Origin of the sequence: Citrobacter sp. FP75 (genome assembly GCF_018342065.1) — a bacterium.
GTDB lineage: Bacteria > Pseudomonadota > Gammaproteobacteria > Enterobacterales > Enterobacteriaceae > Citrobacter.
Map to the genome: position 1 here is coordinate 334,523 of NZ_JAFDOE010000003.1, position 25,264 is coordinate 359,786.

Sequence of the window (25,264 nt, forward strand, 5' to 3'; positions counted from 1 at the left end):
GAGAACATCATGACCCTACCAAAAATTAAACATATTCGAGCCTGGTTTACCGGTGGTGCTACGGCAGAGAAGGGCGCAGGCGGCGGCGATTATCACGATCAGGGGGCTAACCACTGGATTGACGACCATATCGCCACGCCGATGAGCAAATACCGCGAGTACGAACAGTCGCGCCAGTCTTTCGGCATCAACGTGCTAGGGACGCTGATTGTCGAAGTGGAAGCCGAAAACGGCCAGACCGGTTTTGCCGTTTCCACGGCAGGAGAGATGGGATGCTTCATTGTTGAAAAACATCTCAATCGCTTTATTGAAGGCAAATGCGTGAGCGACATTAAACTCATTCACGATCAAATGCTCAATGCGACAATGTACTACTCCGGCTCTGGTGGTCTGGTGATGAACACTATCTCCTGCGTGGATCTCGCGCTGTGGGATCTGTTCGGTAAGGTGGTGGGGTTGCCGGTTTACAAGCTACTGGGCGGCGCGGTACGTGATGAGATCCAGTTTTACGCAACCGGCGCGCGTCCGGATCTGGCGAAAAATATGGGTTTTATCGGTGGTAAAATGCCGACCCACTGGGGACCACATGATGGTGACGAGGGGATCCGCAAAGATGCGGCAATGGTGGCCGAGATGCGCGAGAAATGTGGGCCGGATTTCTGGCTGATGCTCGACTGCTGGATGAGCCAGGATGTGAACTATGCCACCAAACTGGCCCACGCCTGCGCGCCGCATAATCTGAAGTGGATCGAGGAGTGTCTGCCGCCGCAGCAGTATGAAGGCTATCGCGAACTGAAACGTAACGCCCCGGCGGGCATGATGGTCACCAGCGGTGAACATCACGGAACGTTGCAGTCTTTCCGCACGCTCGCAGAAACCGGCATCGATATCATGCAGCCGGATGTGGGCTGGTGCGGCGGGTTAACCACGCTGGTGGAAATTGCCGCCATTGCTAAATCACGCGGGCAGCTGGTGGTGCCGCATGGTTCCTCCGTTTATTCCCACCATGCGGTGATCACCTTCACCAATACCCCGTTCAGCGAATTCCTGATGACCAGCCCGGACTGTTCAACAATGCGCCCGCAGTTTGACCCTATCCTGGTGGATGAACCGGTTCCGGTAAATGGACGTATTCATAAGTCGGTGCTGGATAAACCCGGATTTGGCGTTGAGCTTAACCGCGATTGCAATCTGAAGCGCCCTTATAGCCACTAAATCACCTGTGCGTTGTTGCTGACACGACAACGCCCTCATTTTATTGAGGATCTTTCTATGAGTATCACTTTACTTGACGGTGTAGTGAAGAAAAACCGTGCCCGCTTAATTCCGTTTATGCTGGCGCTGTACGTGCTGGCGTTTCTGGATCGTTCAAACATTGGGTTTGCCAAAGAGACCTATCAAATTGACACCGGGCTGAGCAATGAAGCTTATGCGCTGGGCGCGGGGATTTTCTTCGTGGTTTACGCCTTTCTGGGCGTGCCCGCGAATCTGCTGATGCGTAAATTTGGCGCCAGAACCTGGATTGGCACCACCACGTTGCTGTGGGGATTTTTGTCTGCGGCAATGGCGTGGGCAGATACGGAGGCGAAATTCCTGATTATCCGTACCCTCCTTGGCGCGGCAGAGGCGGGGTTCTTCCCCGGGATGATTTACCTGACCTCGCAATGGTTCCCGCAGCGCAACCGCGCCAGCATCATGGGGCTGTTCTATATGGGAGCGCCATTGGCATTAACTCTGGGATCGCCGCTGTCAGGTGCGCTGCTGGAAATGCACGGTTTTATGGGGCATCCGGGGTGGTTCTGGATGTTCGTTATTGAAGGTTTACTGGCGGTAGGTGCGGGCGTTTTCACTTTCTTCTGGCTTGATGATACCCCACAGCAGGCGCGTTTCCTGAACGCTGAGGAAAAGTCCGTGCTCATTAGCCAACTGGCGAGCGAAGAAGAAAAAAAGGCCACATCACGTCTCTCGGATGCGCTGCGTAATGGGCGCGTTTGGCAGCTGGCGCTTATCTATCTGACGATTCAGGTTGCGGTGTATGGCCTGATTTTCTTTCTGCCCACGCAAGTTGCCGCGCTGTTGGGAACGAAAGTCGGCTTCACGGCTTCGGTGGTCACCGCCATTCCGTGGGTTGTCGCATTGTTTGGCACCTGGCTGATTCCCCGCTACTCCGACCGGACCGGCGAGCGGCGTAATGTCGCCGCACTGACATTGTTGGCGGCAGGGATCGGTGTTGGTGTCTCGGGTTTGGTTTCTCCGGTACTGGCTATTCTGGCTTTATGCGTTGCTGCGGCGGGCTTTATCGCAGTACAGCCCGTGTTCTGGACGATGCCAACACAACTGCTTTCTGGCACTGCGCTGGCAGCCGGTATTGGTTTTGTGAACTTGTTTGGCGCGGTGGGTGGGTTCCTTGCACCAATATTGCGGGTTAAAGCAGAAACGTTTTTTGCCAGTGACGCTGCTGGGCTGCTGACCCTGGCGGGAGTGGCGATTATAGGTTCACTGATTATCTTCACTTTGCGCGTGAACCGTCCTTCCTCGCAAGTGGGCGCTGCGCATCATTAATCTTATCTACGTTGTAAGGATCGTTATGAACGCATTGTTAGCAAACCCCTTCAAAGAAGGATTACGTAAAGGGGAAGTACAGATTGGCCTGTGGCTCAGTTCAACCACTTCCTATATGGCTGAGATTGCCGCGACGTCGGGTTATGACTGGTTGCTGATTGACGGTGAGCATGCGCCGAATACGGTGCAGGATCTCTATCACCAGCTACAGGCAATCGCCCCTTACGCTAGCCAACCGGTGATCCGTCCGATTGAAGGCAGTAAAGCGTTGATCAAACAGGTGCTGGATATTGGCGCACAAACGCTGCTGATCCCAATGGTCGACAGCGCTGAGCAGGCGCGTCAGGTGGTCTCTGCTACCCGTTATCCTCCGCTCGGCGAGCGCGGTGTCGGGGCGAGCGTGGCGCGAGCGGCGCGCTGGGGGCGAATAGAGAATTATATGGCGCAGGCCAATGAGTCGCTCTGTTTGTTAGTGCAGGTTGAAAGTCGGACAGCGCTGGACAATCTGGACGAAATTTTAGATGTGGAGGGCATTGACGGCGTGTTTATTGGCCCTGCGGATCTCTCAGCATCACTGGGATATCCTGATAATGCCGGGCATCCTGATGTTCAGCGGAGCATTGAGGACAGCATTCGCCGCATCCGCGCGGCGGGCAAAGCCGCAGGTTTTCTCGCCGTCGATCCGGCAATGGCGCAAAAGTGTCTGCAGTGGGGCGCGAATTTTGTGGCCGTGGGGGTCGATACAATGCTCTACAGTGATGCGCTGGATCGTCGGTTAGCAATGTTTAAATCTGATAAGGCAGCACAAAAGCTGAAAAGCAGTTATTGATATTGAATTGCCCGATGGTGGTAGGCTATCGGGCCAGGCTTCCCGATGTAAACTCCAGGAGATTATGCCCGGTAAGCATGGCGCTACCGGGCAAAAGAGTTAACCCAATGCTTTGGCAAGCAGGGTGATAGGATGTTCACAGCGCTTGCTCGTTGACATCTCAATCTGCCATTTACAGGTCTCGCAGTCGGTGACGACGATATCAGCACCACTTTCTTCAATCTGGCGGAACAGCGGGGCGCCAATAGACTGCGATGTGGGATAGTTTTCCTTTTTGAAGCCGTAAGTTCCGGCGATGCCGCAGCACTGAGAGTCCAGCACCGTCAGCTCCAGCCCAGGAATTTGACGCAGCAGCTCCAGGGTGTAGAGCGTCCAACCCATTTTTTCCATATGGCACGGCGTGTGATAAACCACTTTTAACGGCAGTGTTTTCAGCGGCAGCGTTTTCCCTTCATCCAGTTTGCGCCACAGCCAGCGGGTCGCCAGCTCAATATGTTCACGCAGGCCTGCGTTATCGACATCCAGCACTTCCGGATATTCATCGCGTAGCGCAAAAGTACAGGTTGAAGAGGTGGCGATCACCGGAATACCTTTACCGTCTATCGCTTCTCTGAGTGAAGCCACGTTGCTGACCGCCTGCTTACGCGCTTTATCGGTAAAACCGTTGGCGATCAGCGGCACGCCGCAGCACTTCTCTTTACTCAGCAACTGTACGCCGGTCCCCATCGCGTTCAGCACTTTAATCAGGTCTTTGCCCAGCTGCGGATGGTTGTAGTTCACAAAGCAGCCGTGAAAAAAAGCGACCTGATCCTGATACTGTGCCTGCTGCGCGGCAACGCTGCGATACCAGCGACGGAAGGTGCCAAAGGAGTATTTTGGCAGCGTCCGGCGATGATCGATTTTTAATGCGTAATCCAGCAACTGACGTACCGGTTTTAGCGAGGTGGCGGTATTGACTATCGGCGCGAACGGTGTGGAAACGCTGCCCATCAAATCAGTATGGCTTAAGACAAAGTTACGTATCGATGGACGCGTGGTGTCATATTTGGCGCGCGCGCGCTGGATGATATCGCCAATTTTCACATCTGACGGACAGGCCACTTCGCAGCGCTTGCAGTTGATGCAGTATTTGAGTGCGTCGTCATAAAGCGCACCATCTTTCAGGCGCAGGCGTTCACCGTCTGGGCCGGCCTGTTTAGGGCCAGGGTAGCTCGGATTTACGCGGCTTACCGGACATGCCGTGGTGCACACCGTGCATTTGATACAACTTTCAAAACGTGTGTCGCTCATTGCTGGCCTCCTGCACGTTTCGCAATATGATGTGCGGCGTGTAAGGCGCTCACTGCGCACACGCCGCCTCCGCAACCCTGGGCGATAGGATCAAAACCGCCAAGTACCGATCCGACGGCATACAGGTTCTCTACCGTTTTTCCCGCAAGCGATGGGCGCAGAGCGTCATCGGTGGTCACGCCAAACTGTTGCCACGGCTGTGGATCGAAGACGTCGCGCTGATACCACTGTGCGCGGGTTTCTGTTTGCATGACATCCAGGCCAAGGATCGGCTCGTAAACGGCTTCGCGCGTGGCCACCAGGCCGCTACTGAAGAAACTGCCGCTGGCGAGCACAGCAAAGCGTGGACGCAGTGGAATATCAGCATGATTGCGGGTCCAGACTTCGCTCACCACGCCGTCCTGACAGGTGATTTTTTTCACTTCATCCCCCGGCATCCAGATGCCGCCCTGGCGCACAAACTGGCGTTGCAATTGATTGTGCAAGCGCATGCCCAGAACGGAAGGCGGTAAGGTCGGTAACAGCATCAGCGAGCAGGGCAGACGTTCGTTGAGCCACTGCCAGAGCCGGGAATCGGCGAGGCCGAAGCAGGCTGGCATCACTATCATGTCGCAGGTTTTGGCTATCGGCAGCAGTGCGTCATAGAGCAGTGGCCATTTATCTTCGTTATCCAGCAGACGTGCGATGTTAACGGCGCGAAACTCGGTGGGATTATCACGCAGGACATCCAGTTCTGGCAGGTCGATTTCTGCCGTCTCGACGCTGAGATTGCGTTGACGCAGTGAGGCTGCGGCGAGGTGCGCCTGAAAATCCAGTAGCCCGCTGATGCCCACCACGCAGATACGCTTGGCAGACAGCGGCCAGACAGGGACTTCCGGCGAACTGAGCCAGGTTGAACGCAAGGTGCCCAGCGGCGTCACGCGTTGATGCCCTTGATGAACCTCGCCCTGCAATTGGGCACCAGATTCTTTCAGCAGGTTTTGCGCCTGCTGCGCCAGCGATAATACGTTTTGCGTGCCGATGAGGCTATAAGGATGCAAAGGAGCCTGAGTGCGCAGCGCGTTCAAACCTGCCTCAATATCGCTCACTGTCTGCCCGTCCGGCAGCGTGCTGAGTAAATCCAGCGAGCCGGAGGAAAAATGCAGTGCGCTTTGGCCGCGGGTAACAATCGTGCAGCGCAATCCACTTTTTTGCAGTTGCAAACCGCACAGCAGTCCGGCGAGGCCGCCGCCGATAATGACGGTATCAAATTTCATCCTGGTGCTCCTTTTCCAGACCGCATAACCCCTGATATACCCAACGTGTGAACTCGCTTTCGCGCAGCGCATCTCCCCAGGCAATCGGCTGAACGCCTTTCCAGCGTTCGTTGAGAAACTCGGAGAGCTGAGTAATGGACTGCGCAGCGGTGGTGACATTAAAACGTTGCAGCAAACCCGCAGCACGGCAGGCGCACAGCTCGCCCTGGCATGTTCCCATCCCGACGCGCGTACGGCGACGTAAGTCCAGCAGGCTGTTGACGGTTAAATTTTCTACGGCATATTGTACTTCACCGGCGGTAACCGCCTCGCACTCACAGACCAGGCTGCGGTGCTGACGACCTTCGCTCAGCCACCCTGGGGTGCGATCCCCGTGACGATAGACCGCCGAGCCACGCAGCGGGGCGGGTAAGGAGATCACCTTACGTAAGGTGTTTTCTGTCGGCTCCTGTGAGCCAGGCAGCGCGGTATCCGCCGTTGTGCACGGTTGGGTGTTGCCCAGCTTGCGGCAGACGGCATCGGTCGCCCATTCTGCCATCAGGCGGTAGGTCATCAGTTTGCCGCCGGTGATGGTGATAAACCCATCCAGTCCATCGCGCTCAGCGTGATCGAACAGTACGATGCCACGACTGACGTTGCGACCGCTTGGGTCATCGTCGCTGGCTACCAGCGGACGCACGCCGGAGTAGGCGCGTAAAATGCGCGTTTTCGCCATAATCGGGGCCAGTTTTTCCCCTTCACGCAGCAGAATATCAACCTCTTCGGCGGTGACGCGGTTGCTGTCGATATCGTCGTAATCAATGTGCTGTGAGGTGGTACCGATCAGCGAGATGGTGTCGCCAGGCACCAGAATGTCGGCATCAGACGGCTTACGACAGCGGTTGATGACATGCTGGTTAATGCGATGATCCATGATCAGCAGCGAGCCTTTAGCCGGGAACATGCGGATGCTCAGATCGGCATATTCCGCAATCCGTTGACCCCAGATCCCGGCGGCGTTCACCACCACCGGTGCATGCAGGGACTGCATCTCGCCGGTGAGGTGATTGCGTACGTTCACGCCGATGACCGTTGCCCCTTCACGAATCAGCCCGGTTACTTCATGGGCCGTCAGGATGACGGCGCCATGCTCGCGTGCATCCAGCATGTTGGCGGCGGTTAAACGGAAGGGATCCACGGTACCGTCCGGTACTTTTACCGCGCCAATCAACTGCGGATTCACCGCGGGTTCGATAATGCGCGCTTGCTGTGGGTCAATCGCCTGTGCGCGGATCCCTGCGTCTTCGCAGGCGCGAATAAAGGTGGCCTGGAAGGAGAGTTCATCTTCCGGCAGCGTAATAAACAGACCGTCCGTTGGTTCAACGCAGTGGCGGGCGATGCGTTTCAGAATTTGGTTTTCGCTAATACATTCACGAGCAGATTCAGCGTCAGTGACGGCATAGCGTGCACCACTGTGCAGCAGGCCGTGGTTACGTCCCGTCGCACCGGTGGCGATATCGTGGCGTTCGACCAGAATGACGCGTATCCCGCGCAGGGCACAGTCGCGTGCGATCCCGGCACCTGTTGCTCCTCCGCCAATGATAATCACGTCACTTGTTTGCGAGTCGCGAGTTTTCATTGTTTTTCCTCACAGTTCGTTTTTTATCATTTAGCCACATAAAAAACATGGATTGTTTGATTTCGCGCATAATCGCTCATAATTCGAAAATGAAACGTGATTCCGTGCGCCTTTATGAACATTTGTCATAAAAGTGTAACAATATGTGCTGCGTTTCACATTATTGTGCTGAATCTTTCCTTAACATCGCGGCCACACTGGGGGCGGTAGCGTCGTGATGACGTACTACAGTGTTTCCTTCGAATGAAAGACGGCCACGGAGGCTACATAATATGATGAGCATTTTTAAACCTGCGCCACATACGGCGCGCTTACCTGCAGCGGAAATCGATCCCACTTATCGTCGATTGCGCTGGCAGATTTTCTTGGGGATATTTTTTGGTTATGCCGCGTACTATCTGGTACGTAAGAACTTTGCCCTGGCGATGCCCTATCTGGTTGAGCAGGGTTTCTCCCGTGGCGATCTGGGTTTTGCGTTATCCGGTATTTCCATTGCCTATGGTTTTTCGAAATTCATCATGGGGTCCGTTTCGGATCGCTCGAATCCGCGCGTTTTCCTGCCAGCGGGCCTGATTTTGGCTGCAGCGGTGATGTTGTTTATGGGCTTTGTGCCGTGGGCGACGTCCAGCATCGCTGTCATGTTCGTGCTGCTGTTCCTCTGTGGTTGGTTCCAGGGGATGGGGTGGCCGCCGTGTGGCCGTACTATGGTGCACTGGTGGTCGCAGAAAGAGCGTGGCGGTATTGTTTCCGTGTGGAACTGCGCACATAACGTGGGTGGCGGTCTGCCTCCGCTGCTGTTCCTGTTGGGTATGGCCTGGTTTAACGACTGGAAAGCTGCGCTGTACATGCCGGCATTTGGTGCGATTGTTGTCGCCCTGATTGCTTTTGCTCTGATGCGCGATACGCCGCAGTCCTGTGGTTTGCCGTCTATCGAAGAGTATAAGAACGACTATCCGGACGATTACAACGAAAAAGCAGAAGAAGAACTGACTGCGAAGCAGATCTTCATGCAGTACGTTCTGCCTAACAAACTGTTGTGGTACATCGCAATTGCCAACGTATTTGTCTATTTGCTGCGTTACGGCATCCTCGACTGGTCGCCGACCTACCTGAAAGAAGTGAAGCATTTCGCACTGGATAAATCCTCCTGGGCCTACTTCCTGTATGAGTATGCAGGTATCCCGGGCACGCTACTGTGCGGCTGGATGTCGGATAAAGTCTTCCGCGGCAACCGTGGCGCGACTGGCGTGTTCTTTATGACGCTGGTGACCATTGCAACGATCGTTTACTGGATGAACCCGGCGGGAAATCCGAACGTTGATATGGCATGTATGATTATCATCGGCTTCCTGATTTACGGTCCGGTAATGCTGATCGGTCTGCATGCGCTGGAACTGGCACCGAAAAAAGCGGCGGGTACGGCGGCCGGCTTCACCGGGCTGTTTGGCTACCTGGGTGGCTCTGTGGCGGCGAGCGCCATTGTCGGTTACACCGTTGACTTCTTCGGCTGGGATGGCGGCTTTATGGTGATGATTGGCGGCAGCGTGCTGGCGGTTATCCTGCTGGTGGTCGTCATGATTGGTGAAAAGCGCCATCACGAAGAGATTGAGCTGAAACGTAACGGGGGCTAACGGATGAAAACCACATTGAAAAGTCTCAGCGTAGCGCTGATGCTGACCGGTATGGTGGTCAGCAGTACCGCCATTGCCGCAGACAAGATTGTGATTGCACACCGTGGGGCAAGTGGCTATTTACCTGAGCATACGCTGCCGGCAAAAGCGATGGCTTATGCGCAGGGCGCAGATTATCTGGAGCAGGATTTGGTGATGACCAAGGACGACCATCTGGTCGTTCTGCATGACCACTACCTTGACCGGGTGACCGATGTTGCCGAGCGTTTCCCGGATCGCGCCCGTAAAGATGGTCGCTATTACGCCATCGACTTTACGCTGGATGAGATCAAATCGCTGAAATTTACCGAAGGTTTCGATATTGAAAATGGCAAACAGGTGCAGACGTACCCCGGGCGTTTCCCGATGGGTAAATCTGATTTCCGCGTGCACACTTTCGAAGACGAGATTGAGTTTGTTCAGGGATTAAATCACTCCACCGGTAAGAACATTGGTATCTATCCGGAAATCAAAGCGCCGTGGTTCCATCACCAGGAAGGGAAGGACATTGCAGCGAAGACCCTGGAAGTGCTGAAAAAGTATGGCTACAGCGATAAACAGGACAAGGTCTATCTGCAAAGTTTTGACGTGGCGGAACTCAAGCGCATCAAGAATGAGCTGGAACCCAAAATGGGGATGGATCTCAACCTGGTACAGCTGATTGCCTATACCGACTGGAATGAAACCCAGGAGAAAAAACCGGACGGCAGTTGGGTAAATTACAACTATGACTGGATGTTTAAACCGGGTGCGATGAAGCAGGTTGCTGAGTACGCGGATGGCATCGGTCCGGACTATCACATGCTGGTGGATGAGAAGTCGAAGAAAGGCAACATCGTGTTGACCGATATGGTGAAGGAGGCGCATCAGAACAAAATGACGGTGCATCCTTATACCGTGCGGGCCGATCAGTTGCCGGACTACGCGACGGACGTGAATCAACTTTATGACATCCTGTATAACCAGGCGGGTGTTGACGGGTTGTTTACGGATTTCCCCGATAAAGCGGTACTGTTTTTAACCGATAAGCACTAACGCTGAACGGCTACCTTTACCCGGCTTACAAACGATGGTGTTTGTAGGTCGGGTAAGCACAACGTCATCCCACAAAACTACATTTCAATCTCAATATCACCCTTTGCCCGGCAGCAGCAGGGCAATATTTCACCCGGCTGAATGAAGGCCAGAGGTTCTGCAATCCAGTCAACCTGACCCGCCACCAGGCGGGTACGGCAGGAGCCGCAGTAGCCTTCACGACATTGATATTCGACCTCAACATTGTGCGATTCGAGCGCGGCCAGCAGGGAAGGATGTTCATCCTGGCACAGCAACTGTGTGCCAGAGATGCGCAGAGTTACGCGGCCCATCAGAGCTGGAAATTACTCAGATCGTCAGTATCGACTTCGGCATCGATCTGCCCGACCAGATAAGAGCTGACTTCCACTTCCTGCGGCGCAACCTGTACGTTATCGGATACCAGCCAGGTGTTGATCCACGGGATTGGGTTCGAACGCGTCTGGAACGGCAAATCAAGCCCAACGGCCTGCATGCGAATATTGGTGATGTACTCGACGTACTGGCACAGAATGTCTTTGTTTAGGCCGATCATCGAACCGTCGCGGAACAGGTAGTCTGCCCACTCTTTTTCCTGCAGCGCGGCCTGAACGAACAGGTCGTAGCAATCCTGTTTACACTCTTCGGCAATCTCTGCCATTTCCGGATCGTCTACGCCGCTGCGCAACAGATTCAGCATATGCTGAGTGCCGGTCAGGTGCAGGGCTTCATCGCGGGCGATCAGGCGAATAATTTTAGCGTTGCCTTCCATCAGTTCGCGCTCGGCAAAGGCGAAAGAGCAGGCGAAGCTGACGTAGAAGCGGATGGCTTCCAGCGCGTTAACGCTCATCAGGCACAGATACAGTTTCTTCTTCAGCTCGCGCAGGTTCACGACAACCGTTTTGCCATTCACCGTATGAGTGCCTTCACCCAGCAGATGCCAGTAGCTGGTCATCTCAATTAACTCGTCGTAATAGCTGGAGATCCCTTCCGCGCGTTTCTGGATCTGTTCATTGGTGACGATATCGTCAAACACCACCGCCGGATCGTTAACGATGTTACGGATGATATGGGTGTAAGAGCGTGAGTGAATGGTTTCGGAGAACGCCCACGTTTCTACCCATGTTTCCAGCTCAGGGATCGAGATCAGCGGCAGCAGCGCCACGTTCGGGCTGCGTCCCTGGATGGAGTCCAGCAGCGTTTGATATTTCAGGTTGCTGATAAAAATGTGTTTTTCATGTTCTGGCAGCGCCTGGAAGTCGATACGGTCGCGAGAAACATCGACCTCTTCCGGACGCCAGAAGAAAGAGAGCTGCTTTTCGATCAGTTTTTCGAAGATGTCATATTTTTGCTGATCGTAGCGCGCGACGTTCACCGGCTGGCCGAAGAACATCGGTTCCAGAAGCTGGTCATTTTTCGTCTGTGAAAAAGTGGTGTATGCCATTGATGTGGATCCTGTCTGGAATGTCATGCCGGATGGCGTTTATGCCGCCATCCGGCAAAAGATTAAATCTTACATGCGCCGCTTTCGCAGCCATCGTCCTGAATGGACGGCACCAGATCGTCCTGAGAATCTTCCGCACCGTCACGGGTGTTCTGATAATACAGCGTTTTGACACCAAATTTGTAGGCGGTGAGCAGGTCTTTCAGCAACTGCTGCATCGGCACTTTTCCGGACGGGAAGCGTGACGGATCGTAGTTAGTATTTGCTGAAATCGACTGATCGATAAACTTCTGCATCACGCCAACCAGTTGCAGGTAGCCATCATTATTTGGCATTTCCCACAGCAGCTCGTAGGCATTTTTCAGATGCTCATAATCCGGTACCACCTGACGCAGGATGCCATCTTTCGACGCTTTGATGCTCACGTGACCGCGCGGAGGCTCAATGCCGTTGGTGGCGTTGGAAATTTGCGAAGACGTCTCAGACGGCATCAGAGCAGACAGCGTGGAGTTACGCAGGCCATGAGTCTTGATCGATTCACGAAGGCGCTCCCAGTCGTGATGCAGCGGTTCGTTGACGATCGCGTCCAGATCTTTCTTGTAGGTATCGATCGGCAGAATACCTTTCGCGTAAGTGGTTTCGTTAAACCACGGGCACGCGCCTTGCTCTTTAGCCAGCTCATTCGAGGCTTTCAGCAGGTAATACTGAATGGCTTCGAAGGTTTTGTGGGTCAGGTTATTGGCGCTGCCGTCAGAGTAGCGTTTGCCGTTTTTCGCCAGCCAGTAAGCGTAGTTGATTACGCCAATACCCAGCGTACGGCGGCCCATGGCACCGCGTTTAGCGGCAGGGATTGGGTAATCCTGATAATCCAGTAGCGCGTCCAGCGCACGCACGGCCAGTACGGCCAGCTCTTCCAGTTCGTCCAGACTCTCGATAGCACCCAGGTTGAAGGCAGACAGCGTACACAGCGCAATTTCACCGTTTTCATCGTTAACGTCGGTCAACGGTTTGGTCGGCAGAGCGATTTCCAGGCACAGGTTGGACTGGCGCACCGGCGCAATAGCCGGATCAAACGGGCTGTGGGTATTGCAGTGGTCGACGTTCTGAATGTAGATACGACCGGTAGAGGCACGTTCCTGCATCATCAGCGAGAACAGTTCAACCGCTTTCACGCGCTGTTTGCGGATGCTGTCGTCGTTTTCATACTGGGTGTACAGACGTTCGAACTCGTCCTGATCGGCGAAGAACGCGTCGTACAGGCCAGGAACATCGGAGGGGCTGAACAGGGTGATGTCGCCGCCTTTCAGCAGGCGGGTGTACATCAGCTTGTTGATCTGCACGCCGTAGTCCATGTGACGCACGCGGTTGCCTTCAACGCCACGGTTATTTTTCAGTACCAGCAGGCTTTCGACTTCCAGATGCCACATCGGGTAGAACAGCGTAGCAGCACCGCCGCGAACGCCGCCCTGAGAGCAGGACTTCACCGCGGTCTGGAAATGCTTATAGAACGGGATGCAGCCGGTGTGGAACGCTTCACCGCCGCGAATCGGGCTACCCAGTGCACGAATACGACCGGCGTTGATACCGATACCGGCGCGCTGGGAAACATATTTCACGATGGCGCTGGAGGTCGCGTTGATGGAGTCCAGGCTGTCGCCGCACTCGATCAGGACGCAGGAGCTGAACTGACGGGTTGGGGTACGCACACCGGACATGATCGGCGTTGGCAGCGAAATTTTAAACGTAGAAACGGCGTCGTAGAAACGCTTAACGTATTCCAGACGGGTTGCTCGTGGGTAATTTGAGAACAGGCAAGCCGCCACCAGAATATAGAGGAACTGCGCACTTTCATAAATCTCACCGGTGACGCGGTTCTGTACCAGATATTTGCCTTCTAACTGCTTAACCGCAGCGTAGGAGAAGGTCATATCGCGGTCGTGTTCGATGAACGAGTCCATCTGCTTGAACTCTTCTTCCGTGTAGTCTTCCAGCAGATGATTGTCGTATTTGCCCATCTCAACCATTTTCACCACATGGTCGTACAGTTTTGGCGGTTCGAACTCACCGTAGGCTTTTTTACGCAGGTGGAAAATCGCCAGGCGGGCAGCCAGGTATTGATAATCTGGCGCGTCGCGGGAGATCAGATCGGCGGCTGCTTTAATAATCGTTTCGTGGATATCGGAAGTCTTGATACCGTCATAAAACTGAATGTGGGAGCGCAGCTCGACCTGAGAAATCGATACGTTATTCAGTCCTTCTGCCGCCCAATCCAGAACTCGGTGGATTTTGTCGAGATTGATGCGCTCTGTACTACCATCACGCTTTGTCACCAGCAGACTCTGATTCATGTGGTTTTTTACCTGTCCGTGAAAGAAAAAATATCCCCTGCATTATCCACAATGCCATGTTGTGACTAAGTCTGTGGATAAATACTATATGTAGGGGTTGTTTGATAAGATAGACGCTATATGGTGAGTATTCTAGTAGGGATTCTTTTCAGTACAAGAGTTGATTTTGGCGTTAAATTGAGGTTGCAAAAGGGTAATAATCGCTAAGTGCGCGTCTTATAAGGCCTGGAGAGGATGTCAATAATTGAGAAAAAAAATAGAAAATTTGATCGAGTGCTGATTTCTTCATCGAAGTGGAAAAGTGCGCTGCAGAATACAGCGCAAGCTTTATAAGAATATTTTATGGCGTTAGTCGTTTTTTGCCGTTGTATGTAACATGTAGTTAACATCAACGCCCGGCGCCAGCTTAAAATGATTGGTGATAGGGTTGTAATGTAAACCGGTCATGTGGCGCTCTTTCAGCACGGTTTGATCGACCCAACCCAAAAGCTCCGCAGGTTTAATGAATTTTTTCACATCGTGTGTGCCTTTTGGCACCATGCGCAGAATATATTCCGCTCCGATCACCGCCATCAGCCAGGATTTGCCGTTGCGGTTAAGCGTGGAGAAAAACACGTCGCCGCCTGGTTTTACCAGCCTGGCGCAGGCTCTGACTACCGACTGCGGGTCCGGCACATGTTCCAGCATCTCCATGCAGGTCACGACGTCGTACTGGTGCGCATGTTTTTCGGCGTGTTCTTCGACGGTTTCTTGCACGTACTCCACCTGAATGCCGCTTTCCAGCGCATGCAGTTTCGCCACCTGGAGCGGTTCAAAGCCCATATCCAGGCCGGTGACCGTTGCGCCTTCGCGCGCCATGCTTTCAGCCAGAATGCCGCCGCCGCAGCCAACGTCGAGCACTTTTTTACCAAACAGGCCGCCTGATCGTTCGGTGATATAGCCCAGACGCAGCGGATTAATGCGGTGCAGAGGCTTGAATTCGCCCTCAAGATCCCACCAGCGCGACGCGACTGCTTCAAATTTGGCAATTTCTTCATGGTCAACGTTGTAAGTTACCGGGGGTTTTTCGGCATTCATTGGGGCTTCTACTCCTTAATTAGCAATGCAAACGAGTATATCAGCCTGACGGGATGAATAAAGCCTCTCTCTGGGGGAATCCATTTACCTGAATCTGCACGGATGTGTTATAATTTGCGACCTTTGAATCCGGGATACAGTAGAGGGATAGCGGTTAGATGAGCGACCTTGCGAGAGAAATTACACCGGTCAACATTGAGGAAGAGCTGAAGAGCTCCTATCTGGATTATGCGATGTCGGTCATTGTTGGCCGTGCGCTGCCGGACGTCCGAGATGGCCTGAAGCCGGTTCACCGTCGCGTACTTTACGCCATGAACGTATTGGGCAACGACTGGAATAAAGCCTATAAAAAATCTGCCCGTGTCGTTGGTGACGTAATCGGTAAATACCACCCTCATGGTGATACCGCCGTTTACGACACCATTGTTCGTATGGCGCAGCCATTCTCCTTGCGTTACATGCTGGTGGATGGTCAGGGTAACTTTGGTTCTGTCGATGGCGACTCCGCCGCAGCGATGCGTTATACGGAAATCCGTATGTCGAAAATCGCCCACGAACTGATGGCTGACCTAGAAAAAGAAACGGTTGATTTCGTCGATAACTACGACGGCACCGAACGCATTCCGGATGTGATGCCAACCAAAATTCCTAACCTGCTGGTGAACGGTTCGTCCGGTATCGCCGTAGGTATGGCGACCAACATTCCGCCGCACAACCTGACGGAAGTGATTAACGGCTGTCTGGCCTACATTGACGATGAAGACATCAGCATTGAAGGGCTGATGGAACACATCCCTGGCCCGGACTTCCCGACCGCTGCGATCATCAACGGTCGTCGTGGTATCGAAGAAGCTTACCGTACCGGTCGCGGCAAAGTGTACATTCGTGCACGCGCGGAAGTTGAAGCTGACGCGAAAACCGGTCGTGAAACCATTATCGTGCACGAAATTCCGTATCAGGTGAACAAAGCGCGCCTGATCGAGAAAATTGCCGAGCTGGTCAAAGACAAACGTGTTGAAGGCATCAGCGCGCTGCGCGACGAGTCTGACAAAGACGGGATGCGCATCGTCATTGAAGTCAAACGCGACGCGGTCGGGGAAGTGGTTCTCAACAACCTTTACTCCCAGACTCAACTGCAGGTTTCCTTCGGTATTAACATGGTTGCGCTGCACCATGGTCAGCCGAAGATCATGAACCTGAAAGACATTATCGCTGCGTTTGTGCGTCACCGTCGTGAAGTGGTAACACGCCGTACTATTTTTGAACTGCGTAAAGCCCGCGATCGTGCGCACATCCTTGAAGCGCTGGCGATTGCGCTGGCCAACATCGATCCGATCATCGAACTGATCCGTCGTGCGCCGACCCCGGCTGAAGCGAAAGCAGGGCTGGTTGCGCGTTCGTGGGAGCTGGGAAACGTTTCTGCGATGCTGGAACGTGCCGGTGATGACGCTGCGCGTCCTGAATGGCTGGAGCCGGAATTCGGTGTACGTGACGGTCAGTACTACCTGACTGAACAGCAGGCTCAGGCGATTCTGGATCTGCGTTTGCAGAAACTGACCGGTCTCGAGCATGAAAAACTGCTCGACGAATACAAAGAGCTGCTGGAGCAGATCGCTGAATTGCTGCACATTCTGGGCAGCGCCGATCGTCTGATGGAAGTTATCCGTGAAGAGATGGAGCTGGTTCGCGAGCAGTTCGGTGACACACGTCGCACCGAAATCACCGCCAACAGCGCTGACATCAACATCGAAGATCTGATTACCCAGGAAGATGTTGTCGTGACCTTGTCTCACCAGGGCTACGTTAAATATCAGCCGTTAACCGATTACGAAGCACAGCGTCGTGGCGGTAAAGGTAAGTCAGCAGCACGTATTAAAGAAGAAGACTTTATCGACCGCCTGCTGGTGGCCAACACCCATGACACGATCCTCTGCTTCTCCAGCCGTGGTCGTCTGTACTGGATGAAGGTCTATCAGCTGCCGGAAGCGAGCCGTGGCGCGCGTGGACGTCCAATCGTCAACCTGCTGCCGCTGGAAGCCAACGAACGTATCACCGCCATTCTGCCGGTACGCGAGTACGAAGAAGGCGTAAACGTCTTTATGGCAACTGCCAGCGGTACCGTGAAGAAAACGGCGCTGACCGAGTTTAGCCGTCCGCGTTCTGCCGGTATTATTGCGGTTAACCTCAATGAAGGCGACGAACTGATTGGCGTGGATCTGACCTCCGGGTCCGACGAAGCGATGCTGTTCTCTGCCGCAGGTAAAGTGGTGCGCTTCAAAGAAGACGCCGTTCGTGCGATGGGTCGTACCGCGACCGGCGTGCGTGGTATTAAGCTGGCAGGCGAAGACAAAGTTGTTTCTCTGATTATTCCTCGTGGCGAAGGCGCAATCCTGACTGTGACGCAAAACGGTTATGGTAAGCGTACCGCGGCAGAAGAGTATCCGACCAAGTCTCGTGCGACACAGGGCGTTATCTCGATCAAAGTGACCGAGCGCAACGGTTCAGTTGTCGGCGCGGTGCAGGTGACGGATAGCGACCAGATCATGATGATCACCGATGCAGGTACGCTGGTGCGTACTCGCGTGTCGGAAATCAGCGTGGTCGGGCGTAACACCCAGGGCGTTATCCTCATCCGCACGGCGGAAGATGAAAACGTGGTGGGTCTGCAACGTGTTGCTGAACCGGTTGATGACGAAGAGCTCGACTCCATCGACGGCAGCGCTGCTGAAGGGGACGAGGATATCGCACCTGAAGCCGAAAGCGATGATGATGCAGCGGATGACGCAGAAGAGTAATTAAGCAGTAATGAGAAGGGCCGGAGAAATCCGGCCCTTTTTTTAGTTCATTCGTTCCACGATCATCGCAATACCCTGGCCGCCACCGATGCACAGTGTCGCCAGTCCCAGCGTTTTATCCCGCGCCTGTAGCGTGTGCAACAACGTCACTAAGATACGCGCGCCGCTGGCGCCGATAGGATGCCCCAATGCGATTGCGCCGCCGTTGACATTCACCTTCTGCGCATCAAACCCCAGCGTTTTTCCCACTGCCAGAAACTGTGCGGCAAAAGCCTCATTGGCCTCGATCACGTCGATATCGGACAGCTTTAGCCCGCTCAGTTGCAGCGCTTTTTGCGTCGCCGGAACCGGCCCCATGCCCATCATCGCAGGTGCAACGCCGCCGCTGGCATAGGCCTTGATACGTGCCAGCGGTTTCAGTCCGGCTGCCAGCGCGGCCGATTCGTCCATAATCACCAGAGCTGCAGCACCGTCGTTGATCCCCGAAGCGTTTCCGGCGGTGACGCTTCCTGTTTTGTCGAAAGCCGGGCGCAACGCAGCCAGACCTTCCGCCGTGGTGTCCGCTTTAGGAAATTCATCACGATCAAAGACGATCGTTTTTTTCCGCGAAACCACACTCACAGGGACGATTTCAGCCTGAAACGCGCCCGATTCTATTGCCGATACCGCTTTGCGCTGCGACATCAGCGCCAGTTCATCCTGCATCTCCCGGCTAATATCATATTCGCGGGCGACATTTTCAGCGGTGATCCCCATATGGTAGCCGTGCTCGGCGCAGATTAGGCCATCACGCAGGATAACGTCGGACAGTTGCCCGTCGCCAAGGCGATACCCCCAGCGGGCTTTGGCGTCTAACAGGTACGGAGCCTGGCTCATGTTTTCCATACCGCCGGCGACAATCGCCTGAGCCTGTCCGGCCTGAATGGATTGAGCGGCAAGCGCCACGCTTTTGAGGCCAGAGCCGCAGACTTTATTTACGGTAAAACCACAAACGGCGTCGGAGAGGCCGCTTTTTAATAGTGCCTGGCGCGCCGGGTTCTGCCCGAGACCTGCCTGCAATACGTTACCCATGATCACCTCGTCAACCCGCTGTGGATCAAGGTGGGCACGCTCAAGCGCAGCTTTAATGACGATTGCTCCGAGTTCGACGGCGCCGGTGGTCGCCAGTGCGCCATTGAAGCTACCGATTGCGGTACGTGCCGCGCTGACGATGACACAATTTTTCATTTTTCTGTTCCTTTATGTAAGTGATTGCCGTCAGAACAAGGTCAATCCGATGACAAAAATGACGCCGGAGAAGAGCAGGGCGGTGATGCAGTAGCCCATGATGTCGCGCACCCCCAGCCCGGCGATGGCCAGTGCAGGTAACGCCCAGAACGGTTGTGCCATGTTCATCCACTGCTCGCCGTAGGCAATAGCCATGACGGATTTACCGAGGTCGGCGCCAAGCGCCTGCGCGGCGGGGATCACGAACGGCCCCTGAATAACCCAGTGACCGCCGCCTGACGGCACGGCAAAGTTAATGAGCGCAGAGCTGAAAAAGGTCATCAGCGGGAAGGTGTCTTTGTTGGCGACGTTGATGAAAAATTCGGTGATGAGTCCACCGAGGCCAGAGTGTTCCATCATCAACTGGATACCGGCGTAGAAGGGAAATTGCACCAGAATTCCGGCGGTACTGCGCGCTGCGGCGCTGACGGCCCGCATATAGGCCATGGGCGTTTTGTGCAGCAGCAGCCCGGCAATCATAAACATCAGATTGACGGTATTGATGGTGATGTTGAATCCTTTCTCGGTGAAATAGAGGGCCAGATAAGCAATACCCAATGCCCCGATGATCAGCGCCAGAATGCGGCTCTCTTCCAGTTTTTCTGACGGTGGTGCATCAGCAGGCAGTTTCTTCTGAAAATCCGCCTCTTCCAGTAACAGCTTCGGATCGATGCTGACCACATCGGAAGGTTTTGGTGTCATCAGGCGGGTAATGAACGGCATGACGACAATCAGTGCCAGGGTGATGAAGATATTGAACCCAGTGAACAGGGTATCGCCGACAGGAATTAAACCGGCAATATGCTCAACCGGATTGCCCGGCGTTGCCGCCAGTAGGGGCATTGAGCCGGAGAAGCCGCCGCCCCAGGTGAGAAAGCCAATGTAGGCACAGGCAATCAGCAGCGGGTAATCGGAGCCGGGAACCCGACGGGCAACTTCGCGGGCAAACATCGCTCCGACCACCAGACCAAAGCCCCAGTTGATCACGCAGGCGACCGAACCGAAAAAAGTCACCAGCATCACCCCCTGAACGGGGGTTTTGGCGGCGGATGCCGCCGTACGCAGCAGACTTTTAACGGGGCCTGAACTGGCTAACGCATGACCCGTCACGATGATTAGCGCCATCTGCATGCCAAATGCCAGCAGGTTCCAGAAGCCGTCACCCCAGAATCGCACCATACTGACCGGTGTTTGCGGCGTTAGCCATAGCGCAATGCCGAAGGTCAGCAGCGTGAGCAGCATGGCGAAAATCAGTGGGTCGGGCAGCCAGCGACTGACCACGCGTGTCATAAAGCGAGAGATGCGACCGATCATGCGTCACCTCGTTGGATAACCAGATCGGCGGCGACGTCGAACTGCGCTTCGGTTTTTTCACTCAGCGTGGCGATGTCGCATCCTTCAACGATTTCAGTGAGCCACATTTTTCCGTCAATAAAGCGGAATACGGCAAGTTCAGTGACCAGCATATGTACGGCATGTTGCGCCGTGAGCGGCATGGTGCAGTGACGGAGGATTTTCGCTGAGCCGTCTTTTGCGCAATGTTCCATGGCGATAATCACTTTGCGGGCGCCGGTCACCAGATCCATCGCGCCACCCATGCCAGGTACCATTTTGCCAGGAACCACCCAGTTAGCGAGGTTGGCCTGCTCATCGACCTGTAATCCCCCGAGAACACAAGCATCGACGTGGCCGCCGCGAATCAACGCAAACGACATGGCGCTGTCAAACATGGCGGCACCGGGCAAAATACCGCACGGTTGGCCACCGGCGTTCACCAGATCAGGATGTGGAGTCGTCACCGGACCCAGCCCAAGAAAGCCGTTTTCAGACTGCAGGGTGATGTGAACATCTTCTGGCAGGTAGTTGGCGACCATCGTCGGCAGGCCGATCCCCAGGTTGACAACATCGCCGTCGCGAAACTCTTGCGCCACGCGGCGCGCAATTCGTTGTTTAGCATCCATGATTAGCTCTCCTGTGGAATGACGATATGGTCGATAACGGCGCCGGGGGTGACTATCTGGTCAGGCTGCAGCTCGCCTGTTTCGACCATTTCATCTGGCTCAACCAGCGTGATGTCAGCGGCAAGGGCAATCAGTGGGTTAAAATTGCGTGCGCTGAGCTGGTAGGTGAGGTTGCCAAGCATGTCTGCGCGGTGCGCGCGAATAAGCGCGAGGTCCGCACACAATGGGCGTTCAAGCAGCCAGGTTTTGCCATCAAGCGTCATCGTCTGCTTGCCGTCTTCCACCACGGTTCCGACGCCGGTGGGCGTCAGAAAGCCGCCAAGACCCGCGCCGCCGCAGCGGATTTGCTCAATCAGCGTGCCTTGTGGCACCAGTTGAACCTCCATTTCACCGGCAATCATGCGCCGACCGGTTTCAGGGTTGGTGCCAATGTGCGAAGCAATCACTTTGTTCACGCGGCCATTGACGATCAGCGGCCCGATACCGGTATCGACAAAAGCGGTATCGTTGGCAATGAGCGTCAGATCTCTGACACCCGATTCAAGTAAGGCTTCGACAAGGCGAGGCGGCGTGCCAACCCCCATAAAACCGCCGACCATGATGGTCATGCCGTCACGAAAGAAGTTCGCTGCGTCTTGTAAGGTAATCAGTTTGGTTTTCATTATGTTTCCCTTGTGAATACTCCATTTTGGGTACGCTCAGGGAATTGCAAGCAGAATGCCAGGATGATGTCATCCGTGTTATATCGTTTAAATTATTGAATTTTATTGTTTATTTATGATGATTTCTTGCGGGGGAGGAGAGGTGACTATGCAGAATTTTGCGCACTGTGCAAAATTCTGCATAGCAAATATGTGTATCAGGAGCCTGACGTGTCGATACCGTATTCCTGTAATTTATACATCAGGGCGCGTCGGCTGATGCCCAACATCAACGCCGTGCGGGTACGGTTCCCCTCCTGTTGGTCGAGTACTTCAACGATGATCCGTTTTTCCTCGCGTTTAATTTCTTCTTTCAGGTTTCGCTCGCCTGTCTGGGTCGGTTTTACTTCTGCAACTGCACTGACGGGGGAGCGGAACGGGGCGGGCAGATCTTCGGCGAAAATGACCGCACCGGTACTCATCACAACCGCGCGTTCGATAACGTTGGACAGTTCGCGAATATTACCCGGCCACGGCCAGGCGGCGAGTATTGACATCGCCGTCGGGTCAATCTCGATAATATCGCGCTGATTTTCTGAACTGAACTTCTGTAAAAAATGGTTAGCTAATAAGGCGATATCTTCACGGCGTTCGCGCAGCGGGGGTAACGTCAGGTGAATCACGTTCAGGCGATAAAACAGGTCTTCGCGGAAAGTGCCTTCCTTCACCATCGTTTGCAGGCAGCGGTTAGTGGCGGCAACGATACGAATATCGACGCGAATAGTCTGGTGCCCGCCGATGCGTTCGAACTCTCTCTCCTGCAAAATACGCAGCAGTTTAGCCTGCAGCACCAGCGGCATCTCGCCTATCTCGTCGAGCAATAACGTTCCCTGATGGGCGCGTTCGAATAAGCCCTGACGCAGCGTTTGCGCCCCGGTAAAAGCCCCTTTTTCATGACCAAATAGTTCACTTTCCAGCAGTGATTCCGGCAGAGCGGCACAGTTAATTTTGATAAACGGGCCGTTGGCGCGTTGGCTGTTGTAATGGATGGCGCGGGCAATCAGCTCTTTTCCGGTGCCACTTTCACCGCTAATCAGCACGTTTGCGTGGGAGAGGGCAATTTTCGCCGTATCCTTACAGATATCCATCATCAGCGGGCTGGTGGTCAGGATGTGTCCCCACTGCCAACTGGTGCTTAGCGCCTGATGCAGGTTGCGGATCTCCTGTTTCATCGCCTGAAGCTGCAATGCCCGCTGAACGACCAGGTTGAGTTCATCCAAATCAAAAGGCTTAATCACATAGTCAAACGCACCGCTGCGCAGGGCCTCCACTGCAGTTTCCACTTCGGCGTAGGCGGTCATCAGAATGACAGGGATCCGCGGTCGCTGAGTGCGCATGACTTTTAGCGCGTCGATACCGTCCATCTCAGGCATGCGGATATCCATCAGCACCACGTCGGGCGACGTGTCAGTAAACAGGGCCAGAGCCTCTTTACCGTTGCTGGCGCAGTGGGTTTCATGCCCTTGCAGGGAAAATGCGGTGGCGAGCATACGGCGAACATTTTCTTCGTCATCAACGAGGAGAATACGGTAGGTCGTTTTCATTCTGACGGATTTCCCTGCGGGTTGATCGGTAAAATAAGGGTGAAGGTTGCGCCACAGCCCGGCATGCTGGCGACGTGGATATCCCCTTGATGTGCGTTGATAATGCGCTGGCTCAGTGCCAGCCCAAGTCCTGTGCCAGACGCTTTTGTGGTAAAGAACGGGTCAAATATTTTCTTCTGTAAGGCGGTATCAATACCGCTGCCATTATCCTCAATCATCACCGCCTGTTGCGAAGCGGAGTACTGCCAGGTGCGGATGCGAATTTCGCCTCGCGCCCCTATCGCCTGCACCGCATTAATTAAAATATTAAGGATCACCTGCTTGAGCAGTTCGCGATCGGCGACGATTGCCGCCAGGCGGGTATCTAATTCGGTTGTAAAGGTAATACGCGCCTGAATACCGGAGGTTTGTACCAGGATCAGCGTCTCTTCAATTAACGCATTGAGCTGAACCTGCTGCCACTGGCTTTGTCGCGGGCGTGAGAAATCCAACAGTTGTTGGATAACTTTATTGATTGAATCAATTTCATTCAGCACCACGGATAAGTATTCCTGATGCTCCGGCAAAGAGGTTTGCTGACGAATGATCTGGACATAGCCGCGAATTGCCGTCAGCGGATTTCTCACCTCATGGGCGACGCCGGCCATCAGCTCACCGAGGGTGGCGAGCCTTTCCGTTTGTGCCAGTCGCCGCTGGGTCTCTTTACGGGCGGTTAAATCTGAGAAGATAACCAATGCGCCGATCAATTCGCCATGGGCGTTATGGATCCGACTGGTGGTGACGCTTATCTCAATGGTACGCTCACGTCCAGGAAAACTTACCTCCTGAGCGACATGTTCGGTGCCACTTTCGAGGGTATCCAGTACTGGGCTGGAAAATGGGGTGTTGGCAAACAGCTTGGCGTAGGGTTGCCCAACCAGTTCATGCAGCTTATAGCCCGTTATCTGTTCCGCCGCCGGGTTCATCGTGGTGACGTCGCCCTGTCTGTCGATAGCAATAACGCCGTCTGCGGCGTTTTCAATGATCAGATCGTTTAGCGTTTTGGTCTCTCGTAACGTTTGCGCCAGCGCATTGACGCTGCGGCTGATTTGCCCCAGCTCACCCGGCAGGTCAGGCAATCGGGCGGGTGTTTTTTGCGCCAGCGTTGAGAGTCCGTCAGTGATGATGTCGATATTGGCGCTGAGTCGGCGTGAAAAGAGAACGATAAGCAACAGACTGCTGATTAATCCTGCTGCCAGTACCGCAATGATCCTGACGTCCATTTTCCAGGCTTGCTGGCGAATGTCTTCCGTGAGTTCGTTGGCCCAGATATAACCAATGACTTCACCCTGGCGTTCAATCGGGATCATCGAGTTGAGTATGTCGCCGCGAACCTGTCGCCCGGAATAGACGACGGCAGTGTTGTTGTCCATCACGTCACGTCCGGGATGATCGGCGGTGATGGTGATGCCAACATTACTTTGATAAAAGGCAGAGGGCGCGTAGGTGATAATGGCATCCAGCGCTTTGTTGTAATAACCCGCACCCACACCCGGAAATGCGCGCGTAATCCGCTCTGTGAGGGGGCTTAGCTCGGCATTAAGTGCGCGAATACGTGCCTCGCGCGGCAGAGTTGCGTAGTGGCTAAAGCGATCGCCCAGCGCATCGTTAAGCAGATGCACCACCGCCGACAGTTTTTTCTCTTTTTCAGATAAGACTGCTGAACGACCTTCTGTTTCTACGATATAACCTATGGATATCGTCGGCACAATCACCATCAGAATGGCCATCATGATCATTTGGTTGCGTAATCGTCGCGGGGTTAATCGACGAGTCAGCCATCTCAGGTCGGGCATTCTGACATCCGTGCG

At 54.3% G+C, this 25,264-nt stretch carries 19 protein-coding genes; 6 read left to right on the top strand and 13 right to left on the bottom strand.

The window, feature by feature from the left end; genetic code table 11:
• Positions 1-9 precede the first annotated feature (9 nt).
• The 3 genes from rhmD to yfaU are packed head-to-tail and all read left to right on the top strand — an operon-like array spanning position 10 to position 3,391.
• The gene (gene rhmD / locus JQ822_RS12895; RefSeq protein ID WP_213133782.1) at positions 10-1,215 is read left to right on the top strand and encodes an L-rhamnonate dehydratase; all 1,206 of its coding nucleotides are present in this window, start codon (positions 10-12) and stop codon (positions 1,213-1,215) included.
• Positions 1,216-1,272: 57 nt separating this feature from the next.
• Complete coding sequence (locus JQ822_RS12900) at positions 1,273-2,562, top strand: MFS transporter (RefSeq protein WP_213133783.1); 1,290 nt, start codon at positions 1,273-1,275, stop codon at positions 2,560-2,562.
• A 25-nt stretch (positions 2,563-2,587) separates the two neighbouring features.
• Positions 2,588-3,391, top strand: coding sequence for a 2-keto-3-deoxy-L-rhamnonate aldolase (gene yfaU, locus JQ822_RS12905; RefSeq protein WP_213133784.1), 804 nt, complete (start codon positions 2,588-2,590; stop codon positions 3,389-3,391).
• A 99-nt stretch (positions 3,392-3,490) separates the two neighbouring features.
• Here the strand turns inward: yfaU and glpC are convergent, their stop codons facing one another.
• Genes glpC through glpA form a run of 3 tightly spaced genes read right to left on the bottom strand, consistent with a single transcriptional unit; the run spans position 3,491 to position 7,555 of the window.
• The gene (gene glpC, locus JQ822_RS12910; RefSeq protein ID WP_213133785.1) at positions 3,491-4,681 is read right to left on the bottom strand and encodes an anaerobic glycerol-3-phosphate dehydrogenase subunit GlpC; all 1,191 of its coding nucleotides are present in this window, start codon (positions 4,679-4,681) and stop codon (positions 3,491-3,493) included.
• Positions 4,678-5,937, bottom strand: coding sequence for a glycerol-3-phosphate dehydrogenase subunit GlpB (gene glpB, locus JQ822_RS12915; RefSeq protein WP_213133786.1), 1,260 nt, complete (start codon positions 5,935-5,937; stop codon positions 4,678-4,680). The genes glpC and glpB overlap by 4 nt, the downstream gene beginning before the upstream one ends.
• Positions 5,927-7,555: an anaerobic glycerol-3-phosphate dehydrogenase subunit A gene (gene glpA, locus JQ822_RS12920; protein ID WP_213133787.1), complete on the bottom strand. Its 1,629-nt coding sequence runs from the start codon at positions 7,553-7,555 to the stop codon at positions 5,927-5,929. The genes glpB and glpA overlap by 11 nt, the downstream gene beginning before the upstream one ends.
• Before the next feature lie 272 nt (positions 7,556-7,827).
• Between glpA and glpT the strand changes: the two genes are divergently transcribed.
• Both glpT and glpQ read left to right on the top strand, forming a co-directional pair.
• Entirely contained in the window at positions 7,828-9,186 is a 1,359-nt protein-coding gene (gene glpT / locus JQ822_RS12925; RefSeq protein ID WP_213133788.1) for a glycerol-3-phosphate transporter, read from the top strand.
• Positions 9,187-9,189: 3 nt separating this feature from the next.
• Entirely contained in the window at positions 9,190-10,260 is a 1,071-nt protein-coding gene (gene glpQ / locus JQ822_RS12930; protein WP_213133789.1) for a glycerophosphodiester phosphodiesterase, read from the top strand.
• Between the two features lie 77 nt (positions 10,261-10,337).
• Here glpQ and yfaE read toward each other — a convergent pair whose 3' ends face one another.
• From yfaE to ubiG, 4 genes are all read right to left on the bottom strand, one after another.
• Entirely contained in the window at positions 10,338-10,592 is a 255-nt protein-coding gene (gene yfaE / locus JQ822_RS12935; RefSeq protein ID WP_135321220.1) for a ferredoxin-like diferric-tyrosyl radical cofactor maintenance protein YfaE, read from the bottom strand.
• The gene (gene nrdB, locus JQ822_RS12940; RefSeq protein ID WP_213133790.1) at positions 10,592-11,722 is read right to left on the bottom strand and encodes a class Ia ribonucleoside-diphosphate reductase subunit beta; all 1,131 of its coding nucleotides are present in this window, start codon (positions 11,720-11,722) and stop codon (positions 10,592-10,594) included. The genes yfaE and nrdB overlap by 1 nt, the downstream gene beginning before the upstream one ends.
• Before the next feature lie 62 nt (positions 11,723-11,784).
• Positions 11,785-14,070, bottom strand: coding sequence for a class 1a ribonucleoside-diphosphate reductase subunit alpha (gene nrdA, locus JQ822_RS12945; RefSeq protein WP_213133791.1), 2,286 nt, complete (start codon positions 14,068-14,070; stop codon positions 11,785-11,787).
• 348 nt (positions 14,071-14,418) lie between these two features.
• Positions 14,419-15,147, bottom strand: coding sequence for a bifunctional 2-polyprenyl-6-hydroxyphenol methylase/3-demethylubiquinol 3-O-methyltransferase UbiG (gene ubiG, locus JQ822_RS12950; RefSeq protein ID WP_213133792.1), 729 nt, complete (start codon positions 15,145-15,147; stop codon positions 14,419-14,421).
• Between the two features lie 158 nt (positions 15,148-15,305).
• Here ubiG and gyrA point away from each other — a divergent pair, with 158 nt between their 5' ends.
• Positions 15,306-17,942, top strand: coding sequence for a DNA topoisomerase (ATP-hydrolyzing) subunit A (gene gyrA / locus JQ822_RS12955; protein WP_213133793.1), 2,637 nt, complete (start codon positions 15,306-15,308; stop codon positions 17,940-17,942).
• Positions 17,943-17,984: 42 nt separating this feature from the next.
• Here the strand turns inward: gyrA and JQ822_RS12960 are convergent, their stop codons facing one another.
• From JQ822_RS12960 to atoS, 6 genes are all read right to left on the bottom strand, one after another.
• Positions 17,985-19,169, bottom strand: coding sequence for an acetyl-CoA C-acetyltransferase (locus tag JQ822_RS12960; RefSeq protein ID WP_213133794.1), 1,185 nt, complete (start codon positions 19,167-19,169; stop codon positions 17,985-17,987).
• Between the two features lie 30 nt (positions 19,170-19,199).
• On the bottom strand, positions 19,200-20,522 hold the full coding sequence (locus JQ822_RS12965) for a TIGR00366 family protein (protein ID WP_213133795.1): 1,323 nt from the start codon (positions 20,520-20,522) through the stop codon (positions 19,200-19,202).
• On the bottom strand, positions 20,519-21,169 hold the full coding sequence (locus tag JQ822_RS12970; protein ID WP_213133796.1) for a 3-oxoacid CoA-transferase subunit B: 651 nt from the start codon (positions 21,167-21,169) through the stop codon (positions 20,519-20,521). The genes JQ822_RS12965 and JQ822_RS12970 overlap by 4 nt, the downstream gene beginning before the upstream one ends.
• Positions 21,170-21,171: 2 nt before the next feature.
• Positions 21,172-21,831: an acetate CoA-transferase subunit alpha gene (gene atoD, locus JQ822_RS12975; RefSeq protein WP_213133797.1), complete on the bottom strand. Its 660-nt coding sequence runs from the start codon at positions 21,829-21,831 to the stop codon at positions 21,172-21,174.
• Between the two features lie 197 nt (positions 21,832-22,028).
• Positions 22,029-23,414: an acetoacetate metabolism transcriptional regulator AtoC gene (gene atoC, locus JQ822_RS12980; protein ID WP_213133798.1), complete on the bottom strand. Its 1,386-nt coding sequence runs from the start codon at positions 23,412-23,414 to the stop codon at positions 22,029-22,031.
• Positions 23,411-25,249: a two-component system sensor histidine kinase AtoS gene (atoS, locus tag JQ822_RS12985; protein ID WP_213133799.1), complete on the bottom strand. Its 1,839-nt coding sequence runs from the start codon at positions 25,247-25,249 to the stop codon at positions 23,411-23,413. Before atoS ends, atoC begins: the two co-directional genes overlap by 4 nt.
• Positions 25,250-25,264: the final 15 nt, after the last annotated feature.